Genomic DNA, 7,359 nt, shown 5'->3' on the forward strand with positions numbered 1-7,359 from the left:
GATATATGACGTATTTTTTTTCACTAGACATATGTGTATAGCCGGGGCAGGCTAACCAAAATGGAGCCGTCGAGAGGTCTCCGGCCGCGCGAAGCGCGCAACATAACCAAGAGGGGTAGAGGATGACGAAGGCCGCGAACATCAACATGACACGCCGTGGGGTGCTGGCCGGCGCCGGGGCGCTCAGCCTCGCCTCGCTGATCTACTCCACCAAACGCTCACAGGCGGCGGGATCCGTCCTCAGGGTGCGCTCATATGGCGATATCCAGACGCTCGATCCGGCCTTTCGTCTTGCCGCGCCCGAAGGCGACATCACCAATGTCATTTTCGCCGGCCTGGTCGTTGCCACGCCGGGTGACAGCTGGGGCTGGAAGCCGATGGCCGTGGAAAAAATCGAGCAGCTCGATCCGCTCACCATCGCCTTCAAGCTGCGCGACAATATCGGCTTCACCGACGGTTTCGGCCAAATGACGGCGGAGGACGTGAAGTTCTCGATCGAGCGCCTCGCCGATCCCGCCAACAAGTCCCCTTATGCGGGCGACTGGGCGACGCTCAAGGAAGTCGAGGTCAAGGACAAGCTCTCGGGCATCATCCATCTGAGCAAGGCGTTCGCGCCGTTGTGGACCTCGACCTTGCCTACGCCGTCGAGCACGATCCTGTCCAAGCGCGCCGTGACCGAGGCCGGAGGCAAGCTCGGCGTGAAGCCCGTGGCGCAGTCAGGCCCCTATCTGCTCAAGGAATGGACGCCCAAGCAGCGCACCGTGCTCGTGCGCAACCCGGACTGGAAATACGAGCAGGGCGGCTACGACGAGATCCACGTCCACCCGATCGAGGACGAAAAGACCGCCGAGCTCGGCTATGAGGCGGGCGACCTCGACTATACCTGGACGTCCGTGTCCTCGATCAAGCGACTGAAGGAAACGCCGCCGGCCGACACAGTCGTGGTCGAGAAGCCGTCGCTCGCCTTCGTCTGGCTCGGCATGAACCAGATCGCGGCGCCCTTCGACAATCCGGACCTGCGCCGCGCCGTCCAGTACGGCGTCGACCGCAAGGCCGTGGTGGATGCGGCCTATTTCGGCGCCGCCGCCACGTCCACCGGCATCATCGCGCCCGGCCTGATCGGCCATCGCGAGAAGAACCTCTACGAATATGATCCGGACAAGGCGCGCGAGCTGGTCAACAAGGCCGGCGCCAGCGGCGTCACCGTCACGCTCGACATCCTCAACAAGGCGGAACGCCTGTCGGCGGCGCAGGTCGTGCAGGCCAACCTGCAGGACATCGGCATCAACGTCGAGATCAAGCAGAACGACAGCGGCACGTTCTGGACGCTGGGGTCGAAGCAGAACCCTTATTACAAGAAGCTCCAGATGGTGCTGTCGCGCTTCTCCATGCAGCCCGACCCGAGCTGGGCGACGGAGTGGTACACGACCAGCCAGATCGGTGAGTGGAATTGGGAGCAGTTCAGCAGCGAGGAATTCGACAAGCTGGTCACCGAGGGCAAGATCGAGCTCGACCCGGCCAAGCGCGACGTCATGTACAAGAAGATGCAGGACCTGATGGAGGAGAGCGGCTGCTACGTCTTCCTCACGCATGAGGTCACCGGCGTGATGTACCGCAAGAGTGTGGCGGCCGGCCTCAAGCCGAACGGCGAGCCCTGCTTCGCGGACTTCAAACCTGCCTGACATGATGGAAGACCACGGCGTGGCGCGGGACAGATCGGCCGGCTCCTGAGATGCTCCGCTATGCGCTGAAACGACTGGGCCTGGGCATCATCATCGTGAGCGTCGCGATGGTGATGCTGTTCGCCATGATCTATGTGATCCCGGGCGATCCGGCATCGGTGGCGCTCGGGCCGCGCGCCACGCCCGAGATGGTCCAGGCCCTGCGCAGCCGCATGGGGCTGGACCAGCCGATCTGGATCCAGTTCCTCAGATTCTATTTCTCTGCGCTGCGCGGCGACCTGGGCACCGAGGTGCTGTCCGGGCGGCCGGTGCTGGACGTCGTGTTCGAGCAGCTGCCCTACACGCTCGCGCTGATCGCGGGCGCGATCTCGTGGTCCGTGCTGCTCGGCATTCCGCTGGGCTGCATCGCGGCGGTGCGGCGCGGCGGCTTCGTCGATCGCGTCATCGGCGTGCTCTCGGTCGCGGTGATCGCGGTGCCGTCCTTCGTCATCGCGATCTATTCCCTGCTGATCTTCGCCGTCGCCCTGCAGTGGCTGCCGGCCATCGGCGCCGGCGAACCCGGCAATCTCGCCAGCCAATTGAAACATCTTGCCTTGCCGTCGCTCGCGATCGGCGTCGGCTGGGTCGGCTACATCGCGCGCATGGTGCGCGCTTCCATGCTGGAAACACTGGAAGCCAGCCACATTCGCACCGCGCGCGCTTTCGGCCTGACCGACCGGCGCATCACCTATTCCTATGCCTTGCGCATCGCCATCCTGCCGACCGTCACGCTGCTCGGCGTCGGCATCGGCAATATGGTGTCCTCGGCCGTCTTCGCCGAGATCGTCTTTGCCCGCCCCGGCATCGGCAAGCTGGTCTACGAGGCGATCTCGGTGCGCAATTATCCGGTCGTCACCGGCGCCGTTCTGGTGACGACCGCTTTCTTCGTCGTCGTGAACGCTCTCGCCGACATCCTCATTGGTGCGTTGGACCCCCGTGTCAGAACAAGCTTTGATTGAGCGGCAGCCGCGCGAGCGCATCGGCAAGGCCGGCCGCGTGCTTCGGCGCATCCTTCGCGAGCCGCTGGGCGCATTCGGTCTCGCCCTGGTCGTGATCGTCGTTCTCTCGGCTCTCTTCGCCGACGTGCTGACCAACTATCCACCGACCAAACTCGCCCCCGCCGATCGCTTCGCGCCCGCAAGCCTGCAGCATCTGCTCGGCACGGATCATCTCGGACGCGACCTGTTCTCGCGTGTGCTCCATGGCGGCCGCATTGCGCTCGCCATTGCGCTTGGCGCGACCGGACTGTCGCTCATCGGCGGCATCGTGCTCGGGCTCATCGCCGGCTACGGGCCGCGCTGGCTCGACAATCTGATGCTCTTGCTCTTCGATGCCATCAAGAGCTTCCCGACCGTGATGCTGGCGCTGACGCTGGTCACGCTGACCGGACCGTCGCTGCTCGCGGTGCTGATCGTGGTCGTGCTGGTCAACGTACCCGGCTATGCCCGTATCATCAGGACGCAGACGCTGGTCCTGAAGTCCGCCGAACATGTGATGGCGGCGCGCTCGATGGGCGCGAGCACCGCACGGATCCTCACCGTCCACATATTGCCCAACGTCATCGGCCCGATCCTCATCCTCGCATCGATGGACATCCCTGTCGTCGTGGCGATCGAGGCGGGCCTGAGCTTTCTCGGCCTCGGCGTCAGGCCGCCTCTGCCAAGCTGGGGCGCGATACTGAACGACGGCTTCGTCAACATCCGCGATTCATACTGGATCGTGGTCGCCGGCGGCCTGCCGATCATCCTCACAACGCTCGGCTTCACCTTCCTCGGCGAGACCTTGCGCGACGTTTTCGACCCCCGGCTGAAGAGGCGCGAATGACCGTCCTCGACGTCAAGGACCTCAGCGTCGACTTCGCCACCGAAGCAGGCACGTTGCAGGCTTTGCGCAAGGTGAGCCTGAAGGTGCCGGCGAACCGGATCGTCGGCGTCGTCGGCGAGTCGGGCTGCGGAAAGTCGACGCTGATCAACGCCGTTCTCGGCCTGCTTGCCGACAATGGCGCGGTCACGGCGGGCCAGATCCTGTTCGAGGGCAAGAGCGATCTCGTCCATCTCGACGGCAATGGCATGCGGGCGCTGCGCGGCCAAAAGATCGCGACCGTTTTCCAAGACCCCATGGGGGCGCTGAACCCGGTGCTTTCCGTGGGCAAGCAGATGCGCGACATCCAGTACCGCTCCGGCCTGCCGCGCAAAGCAAAGGACGCGCTCTCCATCGAAATGCTGCGCAAGGTCCGCATCCCCGATCCCGAGCGCCGGCTGGCGCAGTTTCCGCACGAATTCTCGGGCGGCATGAAGCAGCGCATAGCCATCGCCATGGCGCTGCTGATGCGGCCCTCGCTGCTGATCGCCGACGAGCCGACGACGGCCCTCGACGCCACGCTCGAAGTCGCCATCATCGAGTTGCTCAAGGACCTGCAGAAGCAGATCGGCTGCTCCGTACTGTTCATCTCGCATCATCTCGGCGTCATCGCCGAGCTGTGCGACGAGATGATCGTGATGTATGCCGGCGAAGTGGTCGAACGCGGCTCGACCCGCGACATCTTCCACAACCCGCGACATCCCTACACGAAGAAGCTGCTCGCTTGCGATCCGGCAAGGCTCTCGCGGCGCGAGCCGCGGCTGCCCACCATTGCCGGTACGCTGCCGGACCTGCGAAACCGTCCTAAGGGCTGCGTTTTCCAGGCACGCTGCGAGCTCGCGGACGACGCCTGCGCCACGATGCCGCCCGATAGCGCGCTGGGCGCGTCTCACGTCGCACGATGCTGGCACACCGACGAGACGGCCGGAGCGGCCGCATGACGACAGAACCCCTGCTTTCGGTTTCCGATCTTCGGGTACGCTTCCGCGTCGGCGGCGCGATGAGCGCATTGGCCGGCCGGCGGACGGAAATCGAAGCCGTCTCCGGTGTCGGCTTTACGCTGGAGCGCGGCCAGACGCTTGCGCTGGTCGGCGAATCCGGATCGGGCAAGACCACGCTGGCGCGCGCCGTCGACGGCCTGCAGCCGGCCGCGAGCGGCTCGGTCCGCTTCGAGGGCCGCGAGTTGCGCGACCTGCCGAAGAAGGACTGGAAGCCGCTCCGGCGCAAAATATCGATGATGTTCCAGGACCCGGTCGGCTCGCTGTCGCCGCGCCTCAGCGTCCGTTCGCTGCTGGCCGAGCCGTTCGCCATCCACGGCCTATCCGGCCGCAGCCTCGAAGCCGAGGTGGAGCGCCTGCTTGCCCTGGTCGGCCTGCCGCGCGATTTCGCCGACCGCTATCCGCACCAGCTCTCCGGCGGTCAGGCACGCCGTGTCGGCGTCGCAAGGGCCGTCGCGCTCGATCCGGTACTGATCATCGCCGACGAACCGACAGCCGGGCTCGACGTATCGATCCAGGGCGAGGTGCTCAACCTGCTCAACGACCTGCGCGACCGCATGGGCCTGTCGATGCTCATCATCACGCACAATCTGCACGTCGTGCGCCAGATCGCTGACCGGATGGCGGTGATGTATCTCGGGCGCTTCGTGGAGGAAGGCGAGACCGAGGCGATTTTCCGAGCGCCGCATCATCCCTACACGGCGGCGCTGCTGTCCGCGAACCCCGAGCCCGATCCGGACAGGGTGCATAACCGCATCGCGCTGCCAGCCGAAGTGCCATCGCTGCTCGACAGGCCTTCGGGATGCGAGTTCCACACACGCTGCCCGTTCGCGCAAAATATCTGCACGACGCAGGCGCCGACCTCGTCCGCAGTCGGCTCGAGCCGGCTCACCTGTCACTTCCCGCTCAATGTCGGCCCGAGCGCCGTCGAGGCAATCGCCGCAAGTTAAAAGAAGGTCCGACCGATGAAAGACATCCGCGTGGTCACCGATTTCCCGCGCAAGGTCCGGGAGATCGAAAACCTGTGGATCCCGATGCCGCACGGCGTGAAGCTCGCCGCACGCATCTGGCTTCCGCAGGACGCCGAAGCCGATCCGGTGCCCGCCATCCTCGAATACCTGCCCTACCGCAAGCGCGACGGGACGGTGGAGCGCGATGCGCTCACCCATCCCTATTTCGCCGGCCACGGCTATGCGGGGGTACGTGTCGACATGCGCGGCACCGGCGACAGCGAAGGCGTCTGCAAGGGCGAATATCTGAAGCAGGAACAGGACGATTGTCTCGCCATCATCGAATGGCTGGCGAAGCAGCCCTGGTGCTCGGGCGCGGTCGGCATGATCGGCATCAGCTGGGGCGGCTTCAACGGGCTTCAGGTTGCCGCCCGCCGCCCCCCGGCACTGAAGGCGGTGATCTCGCTCTGCTCCACTGACGACCGCTACAACGATGACGTCCACTATCTCGGCGGCGCGCAGATGTGCGACAATCTGATATGGGGCACCACGGCCTGGGCGATCGCCATGACGCCGCCCGATCCGCTGATCGTCGGCGACCGTTGGCGCGAGCTGTGGGAGGGGCGCCTCGAAGGCAACGGCATCTGGATGCAGGACTGGTTCGAGCACCAGCGCCGCGACGATTTTTACAAGCACGGCTCGATCTGCGAAGACTATTCCGACGTCGAAATCCCGGTCTATGCGGTCGGCGGCTGGGCGGACGGTTATCCGAACCCGATCTTCCGCATGCTTGAACATCTGCCGGGTATCCGCAAGGGACTGATCGGCCCGTGGGGCCACAAATACCCGCACTTCGCCATGCCCGGGCCGCGCATGGGCTTCCTCCAGGAATGCCTGCGCTGGTGGGACCAGTATCTCAAGGGCATCGACACAGGCATCGCCGACGAACCCATGCTGCGCGCCTGGATGCAGGAACCGGCGGCACCTGCCGCGATCTATGACGAGCGCCCGGGGCGCTGGGTGGCAGAGCCGTCCTGGCCGGGACCCGGCGTCGGCGAATACACGCTCGCGCTCTCGCCCGGCAAACTTGCCGAGGACGCCGGCAGCGACGATGTGCTGACGATCCGCTCGCCCTCGACGGCGGGGCTCTCGTCCGGCGCGTGGTGTGGCTACGGCGTGCTGCCGACCTTGCCGGTCGACCAGCGCATGGAAGCCGGCAACGCGCTCGTCTTTGAAACCGAGCCGCTGAAGGAAGCCGTGGAGATCCTCGGCTTCCCGGAATTCGAGGTGAAACTCGCCTCGGACAAGCCGGTCGCACTCATCTCCGCGACCCTGTCATTGGTGCTGGAAGACGGTGCCGCTTCGCGCGTCAGCTACGGCATCCTCAATCTCACCCACAGGCATGACGATCTCGATCTCAAGCCGATGGTACCGGGCGAGGCCGAGACGGTGCGCTTCAAATTGCGCTGCTGCGGCCAGCGCTTCGAGAAGGGCCAGCGCATCCGGCTCGCCATCGCCACCGGGCATTGGCCGATTGTCTTCCCGGGCCCGGAGAACGCGACGCTGTCGATCCATTGCGCCGGAAGCAGGCTGATCCTGCCGGTGCGCAAGCCGCAGCCGCTCGACAAGACGCTCCCAGAATTCGAGGGACCGGAAAGCGCCACGCCGATGGCTCAGGAGGTGATCAAGGCCGGCGAGCCTTTCCGACGCGAGATGACCACGGACCAGATCACCGGGGAATCCACCTACACGATCGTCAGCGACGCGGGAACGGTACGCCATCCCCACACCGGCATGACCCTGACGCAGCGACAGAACGAGATCTTCACC

General features: G+C 65.3%; 6 protein-coding genes. All 6 read left to right on the forward strand.

The window, feature by feature from the left end:
• Positions 1–122: 122 nt before the first annotated feature.
• Positions 123–1,682, forward strand: a complete 1,560-nt coding sequence (locus tag FJW06_RS21800; protein ID WP_140754344.1) for an ABC transporter substrate-binding protein — start codon at positions 123–125, stop codon at positions 1,680–1,682.
• A gap of 50 nt (positions 1,683–1,732) precedes the next feature.
• A complete protein-coding gene (locus FJW06_RS21805; RefSeq protein WP_140754346.1) occupies positions 1,733–2,680 on the forward strand; it encodes an ABC transporter permease in 948 nt (315 codons plus the stop codon).
• A complete protein-coding gene (locus FJW06_RS21810; protein WP_246674772.1) occupies positions 2,673–3,545 on the forward strand; it encodes an ABC transporter permease in 873 nt (290 codons plus the stop codon). The genes FJW06_RS21805 and FJW06_RS21810 overlap by 8 nt, the downstream gene beginning before the upstream one ends.
• Positions 3,542–4,522 carry an ABC transporter ATP-binding protein gene (locus FJW06_RS21815; protein ID WP_140754348.1) on the forward strand — a complete coding sequence of 327 codons (981 nt, stop codon included), beginning with the start codon at positions 3,542–3,544 and terminating at the stop codon, positions 4,520–4,522. The genes FJW06_RS21810 and FJW06_RS21815 overlap by 4 nt, the downstream gene beginning before the upstream one ends.
• Complete coding sequence (locus tag FJW06_RS21820; RefSeq protein WP_140754350.1) at positions 4,519–5,529, forward strand: ABC transporter ATP-binding protein; 1,011 nt, start codon at positions 4,519–4,521, stop codon at positions 5,527–5,529. The genes FJW06_RS21815 and FJW06_RS21820 overlap by 4 nt, the downstream gene beginning before the upstream one ends.
• Positions 5,530–5,544: 15 nt before the next feature.
• Positions 5,545–7,359: CocE/NonD family hydrolase (locus FJW06_RS21825; RefSeq protein ID WP_140754352.1), on the forward strand; the 1,815-nt coding region annotated here is incomplete at its 3' end.

The organism is Mesorhizobium sp. B4-1-3 (assembly GCF_006439355.1).
Taxonomy (GTDB): Bacteria; Pseudomonadota; Alphaproteobacteria; order Rhizobiales; family Rhizobiaceae; genus Mesorhizobium.